The 22707-nt window shown below is 53.7% G+C and carries 23 protein-coding genes and 2 tRNA genes; 12 read left to right on the top strand and 13 right to left on the bottom strand.

Going from position 1 to position 22707, the window contains the following annotated elements; all coding sequences use genetic code 11:
* Window positions 1-245: 245 nt before the first annotated feature.
* Genes L2D14_00770 through L2D14_00750 form a run of 5 tightly spaced genes read right to left on the bottom strand, consistent with a single transcriptional unit; the run spans window position 246 to window position 6904 of the window.
* A complete protein-coding gene (locus tag L2D14_00770) occupies window positions 246-1898 on the bottom strand; it encodes a hypothetical protein (protein ID WNJ99972.1) in 1653 nt (550 codons plus the stop codon).
* 1 nt (window position 1899) lies between these two features.
* Window positions 1900-3366: an ATP-binding protein gene (locus tag L2D14_00765; protein WNJ99971.1), complete on the bottom strand. Its 1467-nt coding sequence runs from the start codon at window positions 3364-3366 to the stop codon at window positions 1900-1902.
* 3 nt (window positions 3367-3369) lie between these two features.
* Window positions 3370-5865 (bottom strand): Hsp70 family protein, encoded by a 2496-nt coding sequence (locus tag L2D14_00760; protein WNJ99970.1) that lies wholly within the window; start codon window positions 5863-5865, stop codon window positions 3370-3372.
* Complete coding sequence (locus tag L2D14_00755; protein WNJ99969.1) at window positions 5862-6242, bottom strand: hypothetical protein; 381 nt, start codon at window positions 6240-6242, stop codon at window positions 5862-5864. Before L2D14_00755 ends, L2D14_00760 begins: the two co-directional genes overlap by 4 nt.
* A complete protein-coding gene (locus tag L2D14_00750) occupies window positions 6239-6904 on the bottom strand; it encodes a hypothetical protein (GenBank protein WNJ99968.1) in 666 nt (221 codons plus the stop codon). Before L2D14_00750 ends, L2D14_00755 begins: the two co-directional genes overlap by 4 nt.
* Before the next feature lie 338 nt (window positions 6905-7242).
* Here L2D14_00750 and L2D14_00745 point away from each other — a divergent pair, with 338 nt between their 5' ends.
* From L2D14_00745 to L2D14_00735, 3 genes are all read left to right on the top strand, one after another.
* Complete coding sequence (locus tag L2D14_00745; protein WNJ99967.1) at window positions 7243-7773, top strand: DNA polymerase; 531 nt, start codon at window positions 7243-7245, stop codon at window positions 7771-7773.
* 980 nt (window positions 7774-8753) lie between these two features.
* Complete coding sequence (locus tag L2D14_00740; protein WNJ99966.1) at window positions 8754-9362, top strand: MerR family transcriptional regulator; 609 nt, start codon at window positions 8754-8756, stop codon at window positions 9360-9362.
* A gap of 331 nt (window positions 9363-9693) precedes the next feature.
* Window positions 9694-10749 carry a site-specific integrase gene (locus L2D14_00735; GenBank protein ID WNJ99965.1) on the top strand — a complete coding sequence of 352 codons (1056 nt, stop codon included), beginning with the start codon at window positions 9694-9696 and terminating at the stop codon, window positions 10747-10749.
* 31 nt (window positions 10750-10780) lie between these two features.
* Here L2D14_00735 and L2D14_00730 read toward each other — a convergent pair.
* Window positions 10781-10857, bottom strand: a tRNA-Arg gene (locus L2D14_00730).
* Between the two features lie 221 nt (window positions 10858-11078).
* On the opposite strand from L2D14_00730, the gene L2D14_00725 reads away from it, so the two are divergent.
* From L2D14_00725 to L2D14_00715, 3 genes are all read left to right on the top strand, one after another.
* A complete protein-coding gene (locus L2D14_00725; protein ID WNJ99964.1) occupies window positions 11079-11213 on the top strand; it encodes a hypothetical protein in 135 nt (44 codons plus the stop codon).
* Window positions 11214-11375: 162 nt separating this feature from the next.
* On the top strand, window positions 11376-12323 hold the full coding sequence (locus L2D14_00720) for a rhodanese-related sulfurtransferase (protein WNJ99963.1): 948 nt from the start codon (window positions 11376-11378) through the stop codon (window positions 12321-12323).
* A 9-nt stretch (window positions 12324-12332) separates the two neighbouring features.
* Window positions 12333-13001: a glutathione S-transferase gene (locus tag L2D14_00715; protein WNJ99962.1), complete on the top strand. Its 669-nt coding sequence runs from the start codon at window positions 12333-12335 to the stop codon at window positions 12999-13001.
* A gap of 56 nt (window positions 13002-13057) precedes the next feature.
* Here L2D14_00715 and L2D14_00710 read toward each other — a convergent pair whose 3' ends face one another.
* Complete coding sequence (locus L2D14_00710; protein ID WNJ99961.1) at window positions 13058-13465, bottom strand: DsrE family protein; 408 nt, start codon at window positions 13463-13465, stop codon at window positions 13058-13060.
* A 334-nt stretch (window positions 13466-13799) separates the two neighbouring features.
* On the opposite strand from L2D14_00710, the gene L2D14_00705 reads away from it, so the two are divergent.
* On the top strand, window positions 13800-14786 hold the full coding sequence (locus L2D14_00705; GenBank protein ID WNJ99960.1) for a hypothetical protein: 987 nt from the start codon (window positions 13800-13802) through the stop codon (window positions 14784-14786).
* A gap of 177 nt (window positions 14787-14963) precedes the next feature.
* Window positions 14964-15692 (top strand): transporter substrate-binding domain-containing protein, encoded by a 729-nt coding sequence (locus L2D14_00700; protein WNJ99959.1) that lies wholly within the window; start codon window positions 14964-14966, stop codon window positions 15690-15692.
* 65 nt (window positions 15693-15757) lie between these two features.
* Here the strand turns inward: L2D14_00700 and L2D14_00695 are convergent, their stop codons facing one another.
* From L2D14_00695 to L2D14_00670, 6 genes are all read right to left on the bottom strand, one after another.
* Window positions 15758-16063 (bottom strand): hypothetical protein, encoded by a 306-nt coding sequence (locus L2D14_00695; GenBank protein WNJ99958.1) that lies wholly within the window; start codon window positions 16061-16063, stop codon window positions 15758-15760.
* A 109-nt stretch (window positions 16064-16172) separates the two neighbouring features.
* Window positions 16173-17174 (bottom strand): alpha/beta hydrolase, encoded by a 1002-nt coding sequence (locus L2D14_00690; GenBank protein ID WNJ99957.1) that lies wholly within the window; start codon window positions 17172-17174, stop codon window positions 16173-16175.
* Window positions 17161-18132 (bottom strand): ABC transporter ATP-binding protein, encoded by a 972-nt coding sequence (locus L2D14_00685; GenBank protein ID WNJ99956.1) that lies wholly within the window; start codon window positions 18130-18132, stop codon window positions 17161-17163. The genes L2D14_00690 and L2D14_00685 overlap by 14 nt, the downstream gene beginning before the upstream one ends.
* Window positions 18133-18194: 62 nt before the next feature.
* A complete protein-coding gene (locus L2D14_00680; protein WNJ99955.1) occupies window positions 18195-18905 on the bottom strand; it encodes a serine/threonine-protein phosphatase in 711 nt (236 codons plus the stop codon).
* A complete protein-coding gene (locus tag L2D14_00675; protein WNJ99954.1) occupies window positions 18895-20229 on the bottom strand; it encodes a serine/threonine-protein kinase in 1335 nt (444 codons plus the stop codon). The genes L2D14_00680 and L2D14_00675 overlap by 11 nt, the downstream gene beginning before the upstream one ends.
* Window positions 20230-20250: 21 nt before the next feature.
* Window positions 20251-20335, bottom strand: a tRNA-Leu gene (locus L2D14_00670).
* A gap of 163 nt (window positions 20336-20498) precedes the next feature.
* Between L2D14_00670 and L2D14_00665 the strand changes: the two genes are divergently transcribed.
* The 4 genes from L2D14_00665 to L2D14_00650 are packed head-to-tail and all read left to right on the top strand — an operon-like array spanning window position 20499 to window position 22661.
* Entirely contained in the window at window positions 20499-21080 is a 582-nt protein-coding gene (locus L2D14_00665; GenBank protein ID WNJ99953.1) for a YqaA family protein, read from the top strand.
* 31 nt (window positions 21081-21111) lie between these two features.
* Window positions 21112-21615, top strand: coding sequence for a disulfide bond formation protein B (locus L2D14_00660; protein ID WNK01710.1), 504 nt, complete (start codon window positions 21112-21114; stop codon window positions 21613-21615).
* Window positions 21616-22176, top strand: coding sequence for a demethoxyubiquinone hydroxylase family protein (locus L2D14_00655; GenBank protein WNJ99952.1), 561 nt, complete (start codon window positions 21616-21618; stop codon window positions 22174-22176).
* Between the two features lie 5 nt (window positions 22177-22181).
* On the top strand, window positions 22182-22661 hold the full coding sequence (locus L2D14_00650; protein ID WNJ99951.1) for a GFA family protein: 480 nt from the start codon (window positions 22182-22184) through the stop codon (window positions 22659-22661).
* The last annotated feature ends 46 nt before the right edge of the window (window positions 22662-22707 follow it).

The following is a 22707-nucleotide window of genomic DNA, read 5'->3' as shown; positions in this document are numbered from 1 at the left end:
AGATGGCGGAGGAGGAGGATTGGGAGGAGGTGAAGAGGGGGGTGGTGCGCTGCTACGCTTTTCCTCTCCTTGTTTTGAAGTCTTGTTAGAAGTTTGATTGTCTTGGTTATTGGGTGTTTTCTCGTGCTCAGGCGCAGCAGGTGGATCACCAACTTTAGACGTTAGTGATGAGAGAGCTCCGAACCCCTTTTTTTCGTTCTCGTCACCCATTCAAATCCTAGTCCTATCCTTAGAATCCACACATCTCATTGTGCGCCAATAAAGACAGCTACGATTGCAACCACCGAAATTAATAAGTGAATCTTGTCAAATTGCCTAAGTGGCGCTTTGCCGAGGAATCTGTAGTTATTCCCATCCTGTATTACCCGGTAACGAGATATTGGAAAAATTGGAATGAACAGGGCGGTGAAATAATATGTAGCGATATGTGACCGGCTAACAGGGTCAACATCTGTGCTGCCGTATAGAGTGAATCCGAAACCATTTAGCGTCCATAGAGTCGGAGCAGAAGAGATCGGAGATAAATTTCCATACATTGCCTTGTTTTGGTTGGCAGTCAGCAAGTTCCCTCGAATATGTTTTCGCGCCTCAGCGCTAGAGGCATATTTCATAGCGTCTTCGAGCATTTCGACACATTCGTTCCATTTGCTCGTTTCGTTTGCGTATGCGATCGCGCACTGCATCAAAGTCAACGCAATTTCATCTTTGCCTTGTTCGACTAGGTTCTGCGGTAACTTTGCTGACTCCAGCCCGGCTATAAGACGTTGCGCGACCCTCGTGATTTTTTGGGCCTCGCCATGTGCAGATGATGGGTGGGATTCAATCCTCTCTAACGCTTGTGAGCAAAGCTCTGTTATCGGTTCTAGGTGCCCACTTAGCTTTCTTTGCTCGGCGATATCGTCGAGCGCACCTATATCCTCGTCAGTCTTGTCTGCAACGGATACGACTTCTGCAAAAACTTCACGAAGCATTGCCGCAATCTTCTGAGAAATCTCTAATTTGTCGTGCTCGTTAAACAGATATACGGCTAAGTCCCGAACATTGTGAGCGACGCGAGCACTTGCTTCGTGTCCTAACCCTCGGCTTTTTGTGCTGACTTGAATTGGCTGGGCAACAACATCCCAATTTTGGACAACAGAAATCAGTTCATCGATTATCGGCGAGAGGATTTTGTCCGACTTTTTCTTATCTGCAATATCGCGGATACGCTCCAAGAGCGCATCGATATTGGCTTCTTCCTTATCAAGAAAATCTTGCGCCTCAACCTCGTACATGTCGACGATTTCATCAATTAGAAGAGGTGCAGGTCGTTCACCGACATCGGTAGTTTTCTCCACTGCGTCTGTGATCACTTTCACCAGACTCATTGGCGGAAGTTCGTTGAGTGCCGCTCTAATAGAGGAACGAATAAACTGCCTACGGTTATCAATTTCGAGTTCCAGCGCATGGTGATCGGAAACAATTGGAAAACCAGCTATGCCCCTGTCCTCGTTGATGATGGTAATTATTTCTTCGGTATCAACGTCGTCGAAAACGTCGGCGATTTCGATAATCCATTCACATAGTTCTGCTTCATTCAGATTCCCAGTCACGTGCTTTAGGCCAGTGGCTAAAAGGTTTGCCCTCGCTAAGCCTGGAACATTCTTCTGTTCCAAGATATCCCTTGGATTGGTTTTTAGTTGATCGATAACTTCGCTCGCTCGTTTCGGAGCTAGTCCAGGAAGCCAGGCTGTCTCAACTTCCAATCTTTTGCGTGGATTTGTCAGAGCGCCGCTTGCATTTGAAATCGAGTCATCATCTGCGAGTAAGCTTTTTTCCTCTGCTAGCTCCATTATCTTCCGCCGATCATCTCGCGATGATGCGCCGAGTAGCCAAAATGGATTTTCAAAAAGTTCCATATCAATCCCAGATAAACCCTATGGGGCGGCTTTTCTCTTCGTCAGAGACATTCGGAAGTCTGGCAATCGCCTGGTCTAAGGCGTCTTGGCTCAACTTGTCCTTACCCGATCTTGCAGCTAAGCGCCCAGCCTCACGAATTGAGAATGCAACGTCTGATAGGGGGCGCCCGGTAAGTGCTGAGATTGCCTTCTCGACAGAAACTTCCCCTGCGACAGGCATTTTTTCGAGCAAGGAAGAGACCAAATCGGCAACTTCAGATCTGGTAGGCATGCCGACTTCAATTACATGATCGAAACGTCCTCTTCGGAGAATCGCGGGATCAATCATTTCCAGTCTATTCGTCATGCCGATGATTAATACTCGGCGAGAAATGGCCTCTGGAATTCGGCGCAGGAATTCCGCTACTTCCTCAACGTGATGCAAGCCAGTGGACTGATGTAATTGGCGGTCAGACAGAAAAGATTCCATCTCGTCAATAACTATGACCGCTGGAGCGTTCTCTATCGCTGTTTCAAAGATTTCTGCAACTTTGCGACTGGTCTCGTGAATATAAGGGCTGCCTACACTGTTAGAGTCCACATGATAAACAGGCCAATCCAAATATTCGACGAGACGATCAACAGCGAATGTTTTTCCGCACCCTGGCGGACCATGCAAAACGACTGCCGAGGGAAAGTCCACGCCTAGAGCTCGATAACGGTCCTCGTGGAGAATGATATCTACGACATGTTCGTTGAAAAAATCTTCAAGGAATGGTCGGCCACTGAGCTTGAACTCCGATGGACTATTGCTAGAAGGTTCTTTCAGAATCGTTGCACTGTCTGTTTTAGATTTTCTGGTTTCAGCGTCCTTATTTTGTTGCGCTTCTTTCGATCTAGTGTTGCCCTCGGTGCGAACACCACCATCCGGCAAAGGGAGGCCGCCCAATGCAATAACATCTAGAACTTCGTCTTTTTTCAGCCATCCAAGAAGATTGGAAATCCGGCGAAACGAGGAAGTTGATACTGATACGCCACCTGTTAGCCAACGTCCCAGAACGTGATCATCACTAATCTTTTCTGAAACTGTCCAGGTTGGAAGTAACCGGGAAAAGCGTTCGACGAATATTGCGTCATGCAATGAGACTTCATGATCAATTTGACGAGTGTGACGCAAGCTGACGGCAAAGGCGGCGGCATCTGCTTTAGTCTCGGGAGTTATGAACTCAGTCACAGCCGCCAGTTGCTGATTCTGGCCCGACTCGATTGCGAAAAAATTATTCTGCCCAAAGGAAAAGCTGGTTAGCGCTGATTCATCCAGGAAGCCCTCTGAAATCCATCGTTCGCCTATCATTTTTTCGCAGACGAGAACGCGGGCGCCGCGTCCTGAATCATATATTTGCCAATGATCGCCAAAGCTGACGAGCTTACGGAATACTATACCCTCAGAGGTTTCGTAATTTATTGGAAGCCATCTGTCGCCCGGCATTGATTAGCCCCTAACAATATTGACGATATCCAACATATCCGTCTCGGACGTGGAACCAATCTGCATCATTCCCATTAAGGCGACCACTTGACGGAGCGCATCTATATCGTCTGATCGGAGGTGCTCCAGACCTTGAGATGCCAACTCTTCAAATCTTTGCTTGTCTGAGAAATTGAATGGCGATTGAACCATGTGCTTGAATTTCTCCACAACAAACCAATCTTGCCGCCATAGAATTTCAAAATTTTTGGTCTGCAATTCGTCAAGGTGGCTCTCAAAGCCTCTACCGTTTCTGTCAATCTCACGCTGCGCCGTGCGAACAAGGTTGTCGAAAGCAGTTTCTTCGCTGGGGCGGGCATGCTCCCGGATATGATTGTCAAAGAAGCTTTTCACTTGGTCGAGGTCGAGCTGTCGAATTTCCTTAAGGTGATCCTTGCGAACCTGAGCGAGCAATTTTTTCGCTTCAAGAACGCTCTCCATCGCTTCTTGAGCCTGCTCTGTGTCGGGCTGTTCTAGATCGACGTCAGACGCACGAGACAATTTTTTTCGTGCTTGTTCTAATTTAGGGTCGTCAACTACATCGCTAATTTCATCAAGGCGGCCCATTGTATGGCTTGAGTCTTCCGCCACCCTTGCCGCCACATTTGAGTAGTCGAGTTGGCCATCAACTCGAGAATAGAAGTTGTGGCCTGAATGAAAAGTTCCGCCAATGCTAGGGACGGATACTTCTAAGACGATGTTGCCAGAGTCTAAGACTTCATAATCACAGTTCAGATCAGCGCCTGCAGGTATGACACCATCGTCAAAGTCAGAGCCTGAAACCCTGAGCATTCCGACAAAGCGATTATCCGTTACCGGGTCGTCAATTTCGCCTTCCCAAAGTTTGAAGTTAATAGCGCTTGAGCTTCCTGCCTTAATGGACTCGCTTGTCTTAAAAACACGATTTCCCTTTTTAGGGAGTTGGTCGCCCGCCCTTACCAACCATTCTAGCGTTGGCCGTCCGCCGAGTTTGTCCAAGACTTCTATTCCTATCGAATATGAAGCCGGAATTGCATCGACTGTGGCTGCCGTTCGCGTAATGACGATCTTATCTTGCTCAAGGGAGAGCGGACCACCAGAGGCATCAAATACAAACACCTTAAAAGCGTTGTCGCCATTCTTGCCAAGTGTCACATCGATAGTCGCGCCATTCGTCAAGGGTAGACGACCCGAGGTCCAACCTGTATCCAAGCTATCAATCTGAAACTCAGCACCTTCAAGCACTTCTCCATTCACTTGAGTTGCAATCTTCGCCCGTGAGTCAGGCGTTCGTGCAATGTAGTTAAAGCTTACGTCGAGTTGGCCGCTCGAAGACAATTTGCCTCGGTTGCTTTTCCTTCCACGGCTTTGGGAACTCCAGTCAATTGATTCCGCAAATAATGCCGCACCTTCAGATACGGCTGTCATTGGATTGACTTCCGAACTGCCAGGAATCCCTAATTCGAAAGAGACCTTGTCGCGCAGCGGTTTATAATTTGTTGGTCCCCCCACGAAGACAACGCGCTCGACATCGCTTGCCGTCAATCCGGCCTTCGTCAAAGTGTCACGTGCAGACTCAATTGTGTCGTTGATGCGTTCTTCAATCAGGCGGTCCAGCGTATCTCGATCAATTGGAATATCGAGGTAAACCTCAGCACCTGATTTATCGCGAACCCGCGCTTCTGTTTCGGAAAGGCTAATTACCGCATCTTCTCGGGCAGAAAGTTCAATTTTTGCTCGTTCTGTAGACCAAGCGGCCAAACGCATTAGGGCTTTGTAATCGGCATTGCTTGCGAGATCCTCTGGTAAATCAAAGTTCTCGAAAAGCCATGGCTTAATAATGTTATCGACGAGTGTGCGATCCCAGTCACGACCGCCACACATTGCAATGCCGCCGTGCGCGAGTAGATTTACTCGCCCACCCAAACTTTCTGCAATTGCTATGTCTAGAGTGCCACCGCCAAGATCGTAGATTAGAAAAATGCCGTCCGTTTTTCGTCCGCGCATGACGCTCATAACTGCGGCAACCGGCTCCTGCATGAGTGCAACCTTGCCGATGCCGGCCAATTCGGCAGCCTGCATCGTTGCATCCTTTTGCATTTGGTTGAACGCCGCAGGCACTGTGATAACGGTTCCGGTTTCATCGGAATTGCGGATTTCTTCGGGTAGGTATCCAAAAAGCACTCTCAAAACTTCTGCTGAGCATTCTTCAGGCGTTTTTGTCTCGTTCACTGCTGATAGTTGAATGGGAGTGCTAGTTCCCATAAGCCGTTTAAAAAGACTGGCGGCGTTGTCAGGACTGTTTGGCGCAGAGTCGTAGGCTCGCTTTCCAACGTACTTATTACCCCTTCGATCAATGTAGATCACCGAGGGAGTTACATCGTTTTGCTCGGGACTCTTCCAAATTCGAACTTCTTCACCGTCAAACGATGAAATGGCGCTGTTTGTTGTGCCGAGGTCAATACCAACGAAATGACTCATAGCTGCTTCTTCCTGAGCGTAACGGTTCCAGTCTTAATAATCCCATTTGGTCCCATAAGGATGGGTTCGAGCATTTGATCGACAACGAGGATGTCATTCGGGTCAAACTCGTCAATATTCAAGGGAGTCGCTGCCATGCCGGTGTCGTATTGTTGTCCCTCAACATTGACCACTCGAAGCTGCGCCGAGACCAGTGACTCTTCTACTTTCTTTTGGAACCATCTGAATTGGCCTCGGTACCGGCTCTGTTCTCCAGCATCTAGTTTTCCCAGAAGACGATCAAACAACTTACCAAATCGCCAAGACTCTACCGATATGTCCAACAGTGACTGCGTTAACGCTTCCGTCGTCGGCTCATTGGATGGCTCTTCGCTCATGAGTCTCTCCTGTAACCTTGGGACTGGGCGACGAGGCTTTTAACTCGCTGAAGGTGGTCCTTGGGCCTCTGAAATTTCACGCTTTCTTCGGCTTGTCGAACCTGGGGCGGCGGCAATGGAAAACCAAATATCTCTGATGTAGTACTTCGGATGGCTTGTTGCAGACTGTACGGAAAATTTTCGACACGCCGGTTTGTCCCAAACAGCAATGGTTGCTCATTTGTGCTCGTTAAAACGTAGCCAGATGGAGCCTTTTTGGATTTGCGTGGATGATACATAGAAAAGAAAAGGACATCCCAGTCTCGGCCGTCGATGGTCACGGTCTCATAAAAATCGATCCCGTCCATTGAACCGAGTCGATGGAATAGTAACCGCGCGTTACTTTTTGTTTTTAGGCAAGAAAGATAAACCAGCTCCCCGATGGGACCATTAACTGGGATAGGATTGTCTTCAGTACGGCCGAATTCGCCAACGGCATATGAAATTTCATCGGTATCTTGACCATTTTCAATCTGACTTTTTATCTGGTCTGGATACATCGAGTTTTGAAGTTTTTCGTCCTCCATAACCCGCGCCATCTTGTCGAATATCTTTCTGACCTCTGGCGGGAGGTCAGAGGAAGGCTTCTTGTCACCCCCAAAAATTTTCCCAAAAAGCCCCATTCTATCCCTCTGATTCTTTTAAGTGACGTCACTAAGGTGTCTGCTGAGCATTAGAATTAGATTTAAAAAATGCCCAGAAAATTAGTACACCAGTCTCGAACAATCTAATAAAGCATCCAACATCTTTAAATTGAAAATTAATATTGATTATTTCACTTTCTTTTAAGAGAGTCCCAAATATATGAGGCGTCTTTCCCATCAGTTTGTATTTGAGAATTAAAAAACCAAGCACCCACGCTTTCGCCAAAAGATAGAAAATCTTAGACTATATCCTAGTCGGTTGCTTAGGAAGAACAAGCAAGCTTTTGTACGCAAGGTTTCAAACGACCAATACGAGTTTGAGTGGACGAACGATAGTTTATCTGCGGGGCTTCTACGACAACTACACGGACCGAAACGGCTACATCCACCCGTCCTACATGCTGCACGTAGCCGTCACCGGCCGTACGGCCAGCATGGACCCCAACGGCCAAAACTTCCCTAAGCGGAACAGATGGGCGAAACAATACCAGTCCTCATTCATTCCGTCGCCCGGGTTCGTCATGGTCGGGGCCGACTTGTCTCAGGCAGAGCTTCGTATCGCTGCATGGATGGCCAACGAAACCACGATGATCGACATCTACCGACGCGGTGGTGACATCCACATTGCGACGGCAGCAGCGACCATTGGTATGACCGAAGAACAACTGGCATCCTACAAGAACGACGAGCGCATTGTTCTTGAGCATCCAGAAGAGGCCAACCGCTTCGAGGGGATCGGCCAGTGGCTCCGCAACCTGTCTGGAGACGCCAGACGAACAGCCACGTTCAAGGACTTTGTGAAGCTGCTCAGGTTCCGGGCCAAAGCCATCACTCCCTGTAAATTCTAACAATCTCAGGGGAAGGAAACTCAATTACTTTTGTCTGCCAATTTCGACTACGTCTTATCACTTCATCTGGCGACAGATCCATTGCAAGTAGCTTTGTCGTCCATTCTCTGCTGTAACTGAAATTGGGAATGTCATGTTTAACCACGTGCCAAAAATGAGTCTGTAAGACAGATTGCCCTCGATAAATAACGTGACGATTTCGTCGCGTGTTGCAGAGGTTTTCTCGTGGAGTAACGAGTCTCAAATTTCCTGGCTCGTAATGACCATTGTTGTCGGTGCGATCTATCTCAACGCCTCTGTAATTTTCATGAGGAAGATTCTCCTCCATCCAAAGGATGAATTCAGGGCGCGACTCGAAACGGACCTCGATTCCCCGGCCGCCATAATTCGGATAGTTACGGTCGCGAGGGTTCTTACACCGCTGCATCATTGCGTCGTATCTCTCCCCAAGAACCTTTGAGTTTTTTGATATCTGATGTTTAACGCCACGTGGCCCCTTAGTTTTGCCGGCTAGTAAATTGTCGACATTTACTAAATGCTCTTGGCCCGTTTTGTAGCACCGACAAAGTACTTTTCGCGAACGCCCTACCGTTACTATCTCAGTGCCGATTACGACCCAAGACCCATAAATTCGGGATTTTAGCTCGATCAAGAGCGCGTCTCGGTTAACCCAGCGGGGATGTTCTGGTCCGCTTTTAAAGGGTCCTGAATATGGCATCTTGAGAGGCTGTATAGGCCTCTGGCGATGGCGGTAGGTGGCGCGATTGCAACGTTGATACTGAAAACTGGCTGGCCTTTTGCGTACACGATAGTAATGACCGTCGCCGTGGGTCCAATACGAAAACTTCTTCATATCAAGTGCTCCATACTCTGTGTTCGGGTTTTCGGAAGCCAAATGGTTGAAATCCGAATGCCTCAATAATTGATACCTACATATCAATAACACTTGACAAAAATCAATACCTTGGTATCATTTTTTTATGGATAGTAATTTGCCCCCGCTTGCGCTTGCGACCCTTCAGCCGCGCCATTTCCCGGAGATTGAGTTGTCTGGTAGGCAACTCCATGTCTGGTGCGAGATCACAGGGATAAAGCCCAAAAGCCGTGAATCTGGGAAGTGGCGTCTCTTCTCGCCAATCGATGTAATGCGCCTTGCTGTGCTGAGAGAATTGAAAGGCCGTTCGGGCTTCCCGTTCTCTGAGCAATCTATGTTGTTGGAACTAATCGGTGGTGAGCAGTTCCCTGACCAAATTCTCAAGATTTGGCGTCAAGGCAGCGCCCCGTTCCTGTATTCAGATTTTTCGGAAGTTCATTCTGTCGGCGTTTGGGAAGAAATCGGCTCTCGCGCAAGACGGCGCGCACCAGATTTTCTCGTTGCGCTGAATTTAGATTTCTCAATCTTTGTCATGTTCAGGGCTGTGTTCAGAGGTGGTGAAAAAAATCAAATCAACGAAGCCATTAAGTTGATCTCCGAGTGGCATGAGCGATGTCAGGTTCGGGAGAAGAAAGGTCGAAGGCTTGAATTAGGTAATGTCGAGTTGAGCCGTGAAAAGGCGGAGGAATTGGTCCAAGCAAGGTTGGACAAATGACCGTTCGCCTCAGATATCGGCGGGGTTCAAAAATAATTACCGCTGGCTTCAGACACCGTGAAAAGCCAGCGGACAATTATCGACGCGAGCCAGGCCCTGAGAAGCTTCGCGAGAGTTCTAACCCGGAAGTTTCTCCAACTTCAGCTAATGGGGTCCCAACACGCCGTTTTTTGAGGCGAAGTGAGGCGGCAGCATATCTTGGCATCGGTATTGATACCTTCAATGCCATCGGCATCCCATCTTGCCCGCTGTCGACCCGCCTGCACGTTTGGGATGTCAAAACCATCAATGAATTTGTCTCTTCAAAGGAGTTTCGAGAGGGGAAGGCGCAATGCCAAGAAAACAGTCACGTCTGCCGGACGGCCTTTACCAGCGGCCAAATTCGTCAAAGTTCTACATTGACTATCGGGTCAAGAAGACAGGCGAGCGAATTCGCAGAAGTACTGGAACTTCCGACCTTGAAGAAGCGAAGGCCCTCTTAGCAGACCTGACGCGTCAGAAATTTCTCTCCGAGAACTTTGATAAAAAACCACCTTTGCCCTTCATTGAAGCGGTAAACCGCTACGCGCAAGAGCAAAAAAGAGACCACCTTAAAACATTCATGAGTAGCGCGCGGTATCGTTTGCGAGATTTGGCGGCTTGGTTTGGGGCATACAATGCTGGCGATATAACGCCCTCAGTGATCTCGAACTATATGGAAGAAAGATTGCAACGCGTTGCACCGGCGACTGTACGGCGCGAGGTATCAATCCTTCGCGCGATACTCAACAAAGCTTGGCGAAACGATCTTCTGGAGGTTCAGCCTCGGTTCCCCAGATTGCCGAAAGATCATCGGAGAGATCGCTTCCTCAGTGAGGAAGAAGAGCAACGGCTGGTCATGTGCTCACCGGCCCACTTGGTTCCCATCATCAGATTTGCGCTAAGTACGGGCGGAAGGAAGGGCGAAATACTCAATCTCGATTGGCGAGATGTTGATATGGAGCGTGGGCTTGTGACGTTCCGCGAAACGAAGAACGGGGAGGATCGACATATACCCTTGCCGCGCCCGGCGCTCGCTGTTTTGGCGAGCCTTCATCCTCAAGACCATGGGCGCGTGTTCACGTATCGAGGTAGGGGGCTGTCGGATATTAAAAGCGCGTTCAATCGCGCTCGTAACGACGCTGGTATGCCGGATGTCCGTTTTCACGACCTTCGTCATACCTATGCATCACGCCTCGTTCAGAACGGCATCCCTCTCTATGACGCCATGCACTTAATGGGGCACAAATCGCTCGATATGGTCCAGCGATACGCTCACCTCGCGCCCGATCACCTTCGGCGAGCGGTAAGTGTATTGGACGATTATGGACACACTATGGTCACACCCAAGACTTCGTTGGGAGAGTAAACTTTGCAACTAATTGATTTAACATGGAAAATGGCGCACCCGACAGGATTCGAACCTGTGACCTCTGCCTTCGGAGGGCAGCGCTCTATCCAGCTGAGCTACGGGTGCCGTGCCTTATGTAAGGACGCGCGGAACATACCCTTTCAAGGTGCCGCGGTGCAAGGATTGGATGCGGGCATGCTGAGAGCGGTTCACGTTGCTATTCGCTGAATTGCGCCTAGTGTAAGCGGTCGGCACCGCATCATCGATGCGCGTCGCGGACAGCACGCAGTTGGCGGAGCGTCCTTGATCCTCAGCGCCGAACCTGCTGCAAACCCGAGGGTATCAGAATGGCTAAAGGTAATAATCAGCGCGGGAACAGAGAAGCCAAGAAACCCAAGAAAGTTAAGGAGAAAGTGTCCGCAACGGCGGACTCCGGCGCCAGAAAGCCGGCGGTGACCCTGACGGGCAAAAAGAAATCCTGAGCATGACGTGAATGGGCCCGGCACAGAGACCGGCCGTTTGATCCGCTACGCCTGGGATATAACGCCGGGTTGTTCGAGGGTATGCGTTCTGGTCGTGACCGCCTAGGCGGCGTGCGGGTGTGAGGATTTGATCTCCCCTGCTGGCGGCGTATATTGCCCCCCATGACGGATATCGTTGTTGCCGCATTTTACCATTTCACCCGCTTCGACGATCCGGCGGGATTGTGCGTGCCGTTACGGGCGCGGCTGTCGGATCACGGCCTGAAGGGGACGGTGCTGATCGCGCCGGAGGGCGTCAACGGCACGCTCGCCGGCACGCGGGCGGGTATCGATGCGGCTCTGGCGGCGCTGCGGGCCTTGCCCGGGTGCTGCGCGCTCGAGCACAAGGAATCCTACGCCGAGGAGATGCCGTTCTATCGCCTCAAGGTGCGCCTGAAGAAGGAAATCGTCACCATGGGCGTGGCGGATATCGATCCGTCGTCGAGCGTCGGCACCTATGTCGCGCCGGCCGACTGGAACGACCTGATCTGCGACCCGGACACGGTCGTGATCGACACCCGCAACGATTACGAAGTCGGGATCGGCAGCTTCGAAGGGGCGATCAATCCGCAGACGGCCAGCTTCCGCGACTTTCCCGGGTGGCTGCAGGAACACCGCGCAGAGCTGGAAAACAAAAAGGTCGCGATGTTCTGCACCGGCGGCATCCGCTGCGAAAAGGCGACGTCGTATCTGAAGGCACAGGGCATCGATGACGTGTTCCACCTCAAGGGCGGCATCCTGAAATACCTGGAGGAGGTTCCCGAAACCGAGAGCCGCTGGCAGGGCGAATGCTTCGTCTTCGATTACCGGGTGTCGGTGAAACACGGCCTTGAACTCGGCGAGCACGAACTGTGTCACGCCTGCCGCCGCCCCGTCGATCCGGCCGGGCGCGCGTCGCCGAACTATGTGCCGGGCGTGTCGTGCGACCACTGCATCGACGAACGCACGGACGAACAGCGCGCGCGCTATGCGGCGCGGCAGGCCCAGGTCGAGCGGGCGGAAGAACGCGGCGAGGCGCATCTGGGCGCAATTTATAGACCCCTCAATAAATCATCCGCCGAGAGCGGTTGAGGCAGCCGCATGACGGACAGCAGCATTGACGAGATGCCCGTCCTGTACTCGTTCCGCCGCTGCCCCTATGCAATGCGGGCGCGCATGGCGATTGCCGCCGCCGGGCAAAGGTGCGCCTTGCGCGAAGTCGTGCTTGCAAACAAACCGCCGGAAATGATCGCGGCGTCGCCCAAGGGCACGGTCCCCGTACTGGCGCTGGGCGACCGCCAGGTGATCGAGGAAAGCCTGGAGATCATGTATTGGGCGCTCGGCCGCAACGATCCCGAAGGCTGGCTGACCCCGCTACATGATGACCGCGCCGGGGTCGAGGCGCTGATCGCAGAAAACGACGGCCCGTTCAAGGACGATCTGGATCGCTACAAATATCCGACCCGTTATCAGAACGCCGATCCCGCCGCGCATCGTGCCGGGGGGTTGATATTTCTCGAGAAACTGGACGCACGCCTGAATAAAACGGCGTATCTGTGCGGCGATGATTTCTCGCTCGCCGATGCGGCGATTGCGCCGTTCGTCCGCCAGTTCGCCAATACGGATCGCGCCTGGTTCGATGCCCTCGCGCTCACCGGCGTGCAACGCTGGTTGCAGGTTATCTTGGAATCGGACCGTTTCCTCGGCGTGATGGAAAAGTATCCTGCCTGGGAAACCGGTATGGAAGAGCCGGTCTTTCCACCGGCTTAAAAAAAACGGCACCGGAGATGATCCCCGGCGCCGCGACGTTGATTCAAGCCTCAGCCTCAGGGGCGCAGATAATGCCAGCCCTCGTCCTGGCGGGTCATGATCTGGATAACCCCGGACGGCACGACTTGCGCGAAATCGTAGACTTTGACCGGCGTACCTTCTTTCTTCGACATTTTTTGCATGGTGTTGCCACAGGCGTCGAAGGTGATGTTGTCGAAACTGCCGGCGAAATGCTTGATGCGGTCAGCGACCGGTGACTTGTCAGGGCGAAGCATCATCAGGCCCGGGCCGTAGGCGACGATCTCGATTTTGACCTTCTGGCCTTTGCCTGCGTAATAGGATGTGACGTTCGCCGCATTGTTCATGGCGAGGTTCATTTTTGAAGGATCGTTTTCGTCGACATGAATGATCAGGTGGTGATCGGATCCGTCATGGGCGTTGGCGATGGAAACGGGCATTGCCATGAAGGCTGCCACAAGAATCAATACAGCAGATGTAAATAGGCGTCTTAACATGGTGAGTCTCCCATAAAGCTCATTATATTCATTATAGTGTATATATTGAGATGCATTTTCTCTTTCTGCAAGCGGGGTGATCGGCTCATCGGGCCCGGGCACCCGTTTCGCGGATGCCCGGGCATCGGATGCAGGCGTGGGTTTTGTGAGAAGCCTCGGGCATGGCGTTAACGACTAATTACCTCTTTTTTTCAATGATGTGACGGCCATCGCAGTATGACGGCATAAAACATGCTAGGGATGCGTTCAAAGCGCCACGAATAGGCGCAGGCATGGAGTGTGTATGAACGAGGAGCAAAACCCGATGCAGGGCGACGCTGTTGGTCAGCGCGTGCTGAATCCGGACGGTACGACAAACTGGACCGTCGTATTCGAGGACACCGAGCAAGGTATTCTGGCCGCCGTCAGCGCGACAAGTTCCGCACGGCAACTGCGTGCCGTGATGGAGAATGTGGCCTTGCTGCTGTTCAAGCGGAAACGCGATGCCGGGCCGCGCGCGGAATTTACCGCGAGAATCGAGAACGCTCTGGACAGTGAAGCGACGGAGGGATTTGAGGCCGTTCAGGCCCGGATTCTCGGTATCCTGAACGCCGAAAAGCAGCTCCGGACCGAAAAAGCGGCCTTGCATGTCAAGAACAAGGCGACCACGCAAAGTATCGAAAAACGCCGAAGCAGCGCCGACGAAAGTGCGTTCGAGGCCTTCATCGGCAATCCGTTGTTTCTTGGCAGCGCCGTTGCCGTGGTGTTGGGCCTGATTGCCGTCGTGGTGGGCTTGATAATCCTCCCCGCAGACACCCCGGATGGAAATGACGCGGCAACCACGGAAGCAGCAAGGCAGACGGAACAGGAAACCGAGCCGTCAGCAGCCAAGGCGCCGCCCAAGGTAACGCGTAAAACGCCTGCGAAGGAAAGGATCGTGCTGAAGCCGATTCTGAGCGACGTGCTTATCGACGGTACGCGGCGTCGGCTCTCGATCATTCCCCTGATCGAGATCGGCGAAAAAGACAAGATCGGCAAAATATGTTCGCTGTCTCCGTGGATCATCGAAGGTGTACTGTTGCATATGGGGGCGGCCACGAAAGCCGGCCGCAATGCGGACAATGCGATGATCGCGAGTGTCGCGGCCAAGGTGAATGCGGATATCAACAACCGGCCCGGCGGGACTAAGATCAAGGGACTGACACTCGCGGATATCCGCCAATTGCCAAAGAATGTCGTCAGCGCCGCAAACCGGGGATGCGGACGTGTGCAGATTGAAGGTCTTCCTTGAGCTTTACCCTTGAGCATTATCCCCATAGCTTTCCCCCTGCGCCTTCCAACTGGGTCTTGATTTCGGGCCGCGATTGCCGATCTGCATAAAGAAGGGCATGCTGCCCGCCGCACAGTTACGGGGCGCCATCCGGCGGTATTCAACGGACAATGAATTCACTTAGGGGAGACAAGACAGGTGTATGAAGACATTCTTTCGGAATTGAGCGAACCCGGCGTGCTGCGTGTCGGCGTTAATCTCGGCAACATCCTGCTGGTGACCGGCGAAAGCGCCAACGGCGACCCGGAAGGGATTTCGCCGGACATGTCGGCGGCGATCGCTGAAAAGCTCGGCGTCGATGTCCGCTACGTCACGCGCCCGCGTCCGGGCGATCTGGCCGACGCCCTGGAAGAAGACGCCTGGGACATCGCGCTGATCGCCATCGAGCCGAAGCGCGCCGAGACGATCTTTTTCAGCGATCCGTATGTCGAGATCGAAGCCACCTATCTTGTCCCCGAAGGATCGCCGTTGCAGACGATCGAGGATGTGGACCAGCCGGGCATCCGGATCGCCGTTTCCGAACGCGCGGCCTATGACCTGTATCTGAGCCGGACCCTGAAACACGCGACCCTGCACCGCGGCGTCGGCCTGCCCGGCGCGTTCGAGCTGTTCAAGACGGAAAAGCTCGATGCCCTGGCCGGGCTTGTCCCCGCGCTCCGGGAAAACGCGGAAGAGCTGCCGGGTTCGCGGCTGATGCCGGGTCAATACACCGCCGTGCAGCAGGCCATCGGCACCAAGCACGAAAACAAGAACCTGGCGGCATTCGTGAATGAATTCGTCGCCGACGCCATTGCCGGCGGGTTCGTCGCCGAACTGATCGACAAACACGGCGTCACCGGCAAACTGGCCGTTGCCGGGAAAAGCTGAATTCCGGCGCGATCAAGACACAAAAGAGGGCGGCATCACGCGGTGCCGCCCTTTTGTTATCGTGATCAGTTCAGACGCAAAAGGCCGGATTTTTCAATCACCACCACATCGGTCTGTTCAGCGGACACGGATTCCGCTTCTTCGCTTTTCCCGAGCGACACGATGCAGGCTGCGCAAACGCCCGAACGGCTTTCGCCCGGTGCGAGGGTGATCAGGGTGTCCACGGTGTCGGTCCCGTTGGCGTCTTTCCAGACGCTCAGCAGAACCTCTTGCGGTTTTTCATTTTCGTTGCGGACATCGACGGCGTGGGCTGCGGTCGAGACGAGCAGAAACGCTCCTGCCAAGGTTAAACTCAGCTGACGCGAGAACATCTTCGGTTTCTCCATAAGAACCGGCGGTTCGCCGGAACGATATATCAATTGGATATAATTTTTCGCCGTGCAAGACGATTTAAGCGGCCAGGAAAAATAATTATACAGGCTACGGGTTGAGCTGCCGGCGGGCGTCCTTGTCGGCACCGGACGGCAACGCCGAGGCCGGGTTATCGAGCCAGTGCGCGATATCCGCCCACACCGTTTCCGCCGCCAGATCGCGCAGCAGCATGTGATAGCCGCCTGGATAGACGGCCAGCTTCCGGGTCTCTTCGGGTGACGGCGGCAGCCGTTCCAGCATCTGCTGTGTCGGTCCCCGGCGGATGATTTCATCCTTGCCGCCGTACAGGATCAGCGCCTGGCCGCGCAAGCCGGGGGCCGCCGCCATGGCTTCGTCCATCAGGTCGACAAGGCCGTTGATGGCATCGACGCGGGTGCCCTTGATCACCAGCGGGTCGCGGCCGAGCTGGATCAGCATTTCGATGTTATCGGACGGTTTGATCTTGAAGCCCCGGCCGCTCAACGGCAGCGCCGGCAGGGTATGCGCGGCAAGCCAAAGCGAGGCGCGCTGATACCAGGGCATGGTGTCGCGGGACCAGACGGCGGGCGCCGACAGGATGGTGCCGGCGATCCACGGCGTTGCGTGTTCCGCCCCCAGCGTCATGGCGACGGCGCCGCCCATGCTTTCGCCGAGCAGGTAAACGGGCACGCCCGGGTGCTTCGCGGCCACGGCGCGGGTGAAATCAAGAGCGTCCATACGCAGGCGGTCGTTCGCGAACCAGCGGCCGCGAAAGCCGTTGGCGCCGAAGCCGCGTTGGTCGTAGGCATAGCTGGCGATGCCCTGCCGCATCAGATAAGCCGCCGGCTGTTCGAAAAACGCCGAGTAATCGTTGAAACCGTGCAGTGCGACGATCACCGCTTTCGGCGCTGTTTCCGGCAGCCAGCGCCGGTAGGAAAGCGCGATGCCGTCGCGGGTCCAGAAGTGCGTCTCGTAAAGCGCGGGGGTCCACGCCGCCGGGCCGGTATCGACGAGCCGGGGCGTGCAGGCGACCGCTAAAAGAAGGAGTGGCAGGAAAAGAAAGGCAAGCAGGCGGCGCTCAACAACCTTCATCGTCGTCACCGTGCGTCAGACGGATGAAGATGTCTTCGAGATCGGAATCCGTGGTCGAGAAATCCCGGACAACAAGCCCCGCGTCCTCGATGTCCTGAAGAACCTTGCGGGCCGGGGTCTCCGACGGCGCAAAGCTGACCGACAGGCAATCCGCCTCGCCCAGCGTCGGGTTGTAGGGCTTGAGCGCATCGGGGATCCTGGTCAGCGGCTTGCTGAGCACGACCTTCATCTGCTTGGCGTCGATCCGGCGCAGCATGGTCTCGGTCGGCTCGCAGGCGATGATGCGGCCGTGGTTGATGATGGCGATCTCGTCGCACATCGCCTCGGCCTCTTCCAGGTAATGGGTCGTCAAAAGGACGGTGATTCCCTGCTCGTTCATTTCGCGGACATGGGTCCAGAGCTGGCGGCGCAGATCGACATCGACGCCCGCCGACGGCTCGTCGAGGACCAAAACCGGTGGGCGGTGCACCATCGCCTTGCCGACAAGTAGCCGTCTCCGCATGCCGCCCGACAGCGAACGGGTATAGGCGTCGGCCTTGTCGGAAAGACCGACGGCGGCAAGCACGTCGTCGGTCTGGCGCTCGGCCGCCGGCACGCCATAGAGGCCGGCTTGCAGATCGAGCAGCTCCCTGGGCGTGAAGAACGGATCGATGTTGAGCTCCTGCGGCACCACGCCGATCGAGCGGCGCGCCGCGCGCATGTCGGTTTCGATGTCGTGGCCCCAGATTTTCGCGCTACCCGACGTGCGGTTGACGAGGCCCGCGAGAATGTTGATCAGCGTCGATTTACCGGCCCCGTTCGGCCCCAAAAGGCCGAAGAACGAGCCGCGCTTAATCTTCAGCGAAACGTCCTTCAAGGCGTGCTTCGGCGCCTGCTTGTTGGAGCTTTCGTAGACCTTGCTCAGGCCTTCGATCTCGACGGCGTATTCCGGTTCGGCGTGCTGTGGATTCTGGCTCAAGGATTGTCCTCGTTTGAGGTGGCTATGAATTTTTTGAAAGAAGCCTCGGGGGAGAAAAAACTTTAGTTGATTGAAAATGCACAAACAGAATAATCATCAACGATCCCACGGTCTTCTATTTCAGACTTTATATGTGCGCACAGTTCGTTACATGTTGCACTTTTCAACGATAGGTCTCGTATCTCGGATCGAAGTAGGACTTCATATACCCCGTCGGTAAGCAAAATAATTCTATCCCCAGGACACACACTAAAGGATGTTTCAAAAACGTTGGAATGCTCTCTGACCGATAGTGAATTTAGAAGAACATGACGTCTTGGGTATCTTCGCGCTTCTTTTTTTGTGAGAACTCTGTTTTCAATAAGTTCATTTACTTCTGTTTGATCTTTAGTCCTTGTCATGAGGCCATTGTCGCGGAGATGATAAATCCTAGAGTCACCAATGTGAGCAACTTCTGCCTGCTTGCGTGATGCGCGAACAATGGAGAGTGTTGTCGACATTTCGGTCAATGAGGCGGCAGTCTCAGCTTTTGACACTAACGCTTTATGAGCAGAGTTAATTATAGACTTTAATTTAGCCTTAGAGCCTTGGGTGGCTTCTTGTTTTACGGTCTCAATTGCGGTTCGCGCAGCGACTTCTCCGCCGACATGGCCCCCGACTCCGTCCGCAATCGCCGCCCAAACGTATCCGCCCTCAAATAGTGGCGGTAATACGACATCTTGATTGCCCCCATTTCTTCCTGGGCAGGAAAAATGACCAATATCAATTTCCATTTTCTGCATCATTTAAGAAGTCTTGCAAAATAGAATGAAGATCCTCACGTGAAGCCGAGATAGACCATTCTAAGTGCTCTATTCCTCTTGAAAAATTGATATTTTGGACTTCTAGCTCAATCTTTATTCTTTCGGCGAGCGTGTCAGATATCTCTTTTCCTGCCATACGCAAGAAAATGCGTTCAACAAACCATCTATTGTGACGGGTGCCGAGCATAAACATTGAGACAGCTATCCTTGCCTGCAGGTCGAGTTCGGCCCTTTCGAAGATTGCACGCGCTCTAGTCCCAATCACATCGCAATAATCGAAATCAAACCCAGAAAGTTGTGCATATTTTGCATAATCGTCTCCGAGAGAAGCTAATAACTCAGGTGCCTCGTCAGCCAATTGCTCTATATGAGTAATACTCAATACACGAAAAATTGCGTGGTTCGACTGATTTCCAGCATCGTTTTCATCGATTTGGTTAAAAACCCGATCCCATTCGTCGTCGGATAAATGATCGGACCCTTTGAGCAACGTTACGATTTCTTCTTCTTCAACAGAGGTAAAACTAATCTCTTCAACGCTGAGAACTTCATACAAACGTTCCCGCAACGCCCCGACGTTTGAATAACGTCTGCGTGGATTTGTTTTTGTACAATGTTGTACAATTTCTCCCAATGGGCCAGGAACAGTCAGTTCAATGTGGGGTATGCGAGTTTGTTTCCCGCCAAATATGTCATGCAGGATCGCTCCAACAGAATATATGTCTGACTGTGCGGTTGCCCGCTTGAAGTTTATCGCGCATTCCGGCGCGCGATACATCGGGGTGCCGCCTCCCATATTACTGCCAGTCAACGTGGTCGTTTGCCCAGCCTCAGGCGCAATAAGCCCAAAATCAGAGATTGCATATCTGATGCCACCATCTTCTTCGACAAATTTCAGCACGTTTGCGGGAGTTAGGTCGCGATGTTTGAACCCACGCTCATGCAGTGCCTGTAAACCTGCCAATATGTCAAACAATGGTTGTCTTGGATCGCCACTAAGTGTGTGATCATCTTCAAGCTCATCCGCTAAGCTGTTTTCCGCAAGCTCCATTATGAACCATGGCGGATCGGCATCTAAGTCATAATCATGAATTTTCACGACATTTGGATGTGCTACTTCGCTTTGATATCTTACTTCTCTCTCGAATCTTGCGCGAAGCTCGTCCGGGTCAATGTGAGGCTGAAGGGCGACGTCTAACGTTTTTTTTGCCCAATATTCACCTTCGTCATCCTTTACCTCATCGACTACGCCAAATCCTCCATTTCCGATCCTTTCAACGACTTCATATGCCAAAGTGGATTCTCCTGGTTGAGGTGGTGCGGGTGGTCGGACTCGAACCGACACTTCCGAAGAAACCGGATTTTGAATCCGGCGCGTCTACCAATTCCGCCACACCCGCACACGGTGGAGCGGTGGGAACATAGGGTATCGGGGCGTCTCTGTCCACTGCGGCGAGGGTGCTTTCGGGCGGCAATTTCCGCCCCCGTTGCCAGCCCCGGGCAGGGCTGCTAAAGACGTCTCACCGCTGCCAACCACCGGCTTGCAAGGATACCCTATATCTGATGTTGCGCGCGCTTTATGACAAGGCTCTTGAATGGTCGGCTCACCGGCACGCGATCTGGATTCTGGCGCTGGTTTCGTTCGCCGAAAGCTCGTTCTTCCTGATTCCGCCGGATGTTTTACTGATCCCGATGGTCTTGTCGGCGCGCACGAAATGGTTCCGGATTGCACTTGTCTGCACCGTTGCGTCGGTTCTGGGCGGGCTGTTCGGGTATTTCATCGGCGCCTTTCTGTTCGACGAGATCGGGCGGCCGATCCTCGATATGTACCATGCCTCGGCGAAGTTCGAGGCGGTGCGCGCGGCCTACAACGAAAACGGCGTATGGATCGTCTTTACCGCCGGGTTCAGCCCGATCCCGTACAAAATCTTCACCATCGCCAGCGGCGTCACGGGGATGGACATCGCACCCTTCGTGATCGCGTCCGCGGTCGGGCGCGGCGCGCGGTTCTTCCTCGTCGCGCTGCTGTTGTGGAAATTCGGCAAGCCGATACAGGCGTTTATCGAAAAACGCCTGGGGCTGCTGACCCTTGCCTTCTGCGCCCTGCTGGTCGTCGGTATTGTCGTTCTCAAGTTTTTGACTTAACCGGAGGGGCGTTCGCGCCTATATCTTGAACATGCCGAACGCCGAGACCCTCAACCGTTATCTGCCCTGGGCGCTGTTGGCGGCCGCCATCGGCCCGCTCGCCACCGCCTATATCGCCGAATTCGGTTTCGATTACGAACCCTGCGTGCTGTGCCTTTATCAGCGCGTCCCTTATGGCGCGATCCTCGTGCTGGGCATCGCCGCGTTCTTCATGCATGACGCCGGTGCCAGGCGGCGGATCGTTCTGCTGGCGTCGCTGACGTTCCTGACAGGGGCCGGGATCGCTTTCTATCATGTCGGCGTCGAGCAACTGTGGTGGGCCTCGGCGGCGCCCTGCGGCTCGAGCGGCGAAACCATCACGACGACGCAGGATTTCCTCGCCGCGCTGCAGAAAAAACCCGTGAAGTCGTGCGGCGATATCGACTGGACACTTTTCGGCGTCTCCATGGCGACCTACAATGTCGCCGCATCGCTGGCTTTTGCCGTGGCATCGTTTTGTGCATGGCGCAGACTGGCTAACACCGACGAGGTCTAGATGAGCACGCGCCGAAAACCGCACCGCATGCCGGGCGACCTTTCCAGGAAAGACATGCTGGAAAGCATGATCCGCGTCGATCATGCGGGTGAATACGGTGCTGTCAGGATTTACGAGGGCCAACTCGCGGTGCTCGGTAAGAGCGCCGACCGGGCCGATATCGAACACATGGCCGATCAGGAACGCGCTCATCTCGACAAGTTCAATCAGCTGATCCGCGCCAACAAGGTGCGGCCGACGGCGCTGATGCCGCTGTGGCATGCCGCCGGGTTCGCGCTGGGCGCGGGCACGGCACTGCTGGGCGAGAAAGCGGCGCACGCCTGCACCGTCGCCGTCGAGGAAGTGATCGACGAACATTACGCCGAGCAGGTCGCGGCGCTGGATGCCGAGGGCGATCAGCAGGACCTGCGCGACACCTGCGAGAAATTCCGCCTCGAAGAACTCGAACACCGCGCGACAGCGCTTGAAAAAGGCGCCGAGGAAGCCCCCGGTTACGAGGTGCTGAAAGCCGCCGTCAAGACGGGCTCGCGGATCGCGATCTGGCTCTCGAAAAGGATTTAGTCACAATGACCGCGGACACCGAACACGAAGGCAAATGCACCTGCGGGCATGTGCGCTACCGGGTGCACGGCGCACCGATGTTCGTGCATTGCTGCCATTGCCGCTGGTGTCAGCGCGAAACCGGTTCGGCCTTTGCGCTCAACGCGTTCATCGAGGCGGACCGGGTCGAACTGATCGAAGGGCAACCGGTGGCGGTCACCGTGCCGTCGCCGAGCGGCCATGGACAGACCCACTGGCGATGCCCGGAATGCCGCGTCACGGTGTGGAGCAATTACAACCGCCTCGGGCCCGCCGTGAATTTCATCCGCGTCGGTGCGCTGCTGAATCCGGATGCCATGCCGCCGGATATTCATATCTATACATCGACCAAGCAGCCGTGGGTCGTGCTCGGCGACGGCAAGCCGCAGGTGCCTGAAGCGTATGATCGCCCGGCGTACTGGCCCGAAGAGTCTCTGGCGCGCCTCAACGCTGCGATTGGGAAATAGCGGCGGCTGGACCACAGAGATATTCATTCGAAACCTGTACGTCATC

The organism is Thalassospiraceae bacterium LMO-JJ14 (genome assembly GCA_021555105.2).
Lineage (GTDB): Bacteria > Pseudomonadota > Alphaproteobacteria > Rhodospirillales > Casp-alpha2 > UBA4479.
Note: the sequence above shows the minus strand (reverse complement) of the source record. Positions and strands in the feature narration are given on the sequence as shown.